The organism is Flectobacillus longus (assembly GCF_030056705.1).
Taxonomy (GTDB): Bacteria; Bacteroidota; Bacteroidia; order Cytophagales; family Spirosomataceae; genus Flectobacillus; species Flectobacillus longus.
Genome location: NZ_JASHIC010000053.1, coordinates 1 through 774, shown reverse-complemented (window position 1 = coordinate 774; position 774 = coordinate 1). Strand labels below are relative to the sequence as shown.

1 protein-coding gene is annotated in these 774 nt (G+C 45.0%); it reads left to right on the top strand.

Translation table 11 applies throughout. The features are described from left to right. Positions 1-774, top strand: a 774-nt coding sequence (locus QM491_RS25290) for an Ig-like domain-containing protein (RefSeq protein WP_283330372.1), incomplete at both ends; no start/stop codon positions are given.

Sequence of the window (774 nt, the reverse complement as noted above, 5' to 3'; positions counted from 1 at the left end):
TGAGATCAATGGTATCGATGATAATCCATTAACTACTTCTGACAATACGAATCCAAATGATAGTTGTAGTTACAACAAAGTAGACCAAGTGTTTGCGAATACAAGTGCAGGTTGGAAAGCCCTAGACTGTGATAAGGATGGTAATCCAAACGGAACCGATCCAAACCCACAAACAGCTACTGCTGCCAACGATGTCTTGACTGCTAACTTTGGCGTTACGAGTACAGTGAATGTATTGAGTAATGATGATTTCTTAGCAGGCGCTAATACGAGCATCACTAAGACAGGCGGAACAGCAGGCGGAACGGTAAGTTTCAATGCCAGTACAGGCGTGATGAGCTATACCCCAACAGCGAGTGAGCCGGGAAGTAGTGTAACAGTTGTTTACCAAGTATGTAATACATTGGTGACACCACAAGTATGTGCAAGTGCTACAGTAACGATTAGTGTACCATTAGCAGGTGATCAAGATGGCGATGGGGATCCAGACAACACGGATCCACAACCAACGAATCCATGTGTATGGAGTTCGAGTCAAGTGTTAGCGAATACGACAACAGCTTGGCGCAATGCAGACTGTGATGGCGACGGCGTAACGAACTATGCAGAAGCAACGGGAGCAGATGGAGACGCATCAACGACAGGAGATAACACCAATCCGACGAGTGCTTGTAGTTTGAATTTGAGTCAAGTGACGTTAGTAGCCACAAGTACAGGCGACTGTGATGGCGATGGTGTTATGGACAAAGATGAGATTAATGGTTTAGATAATAA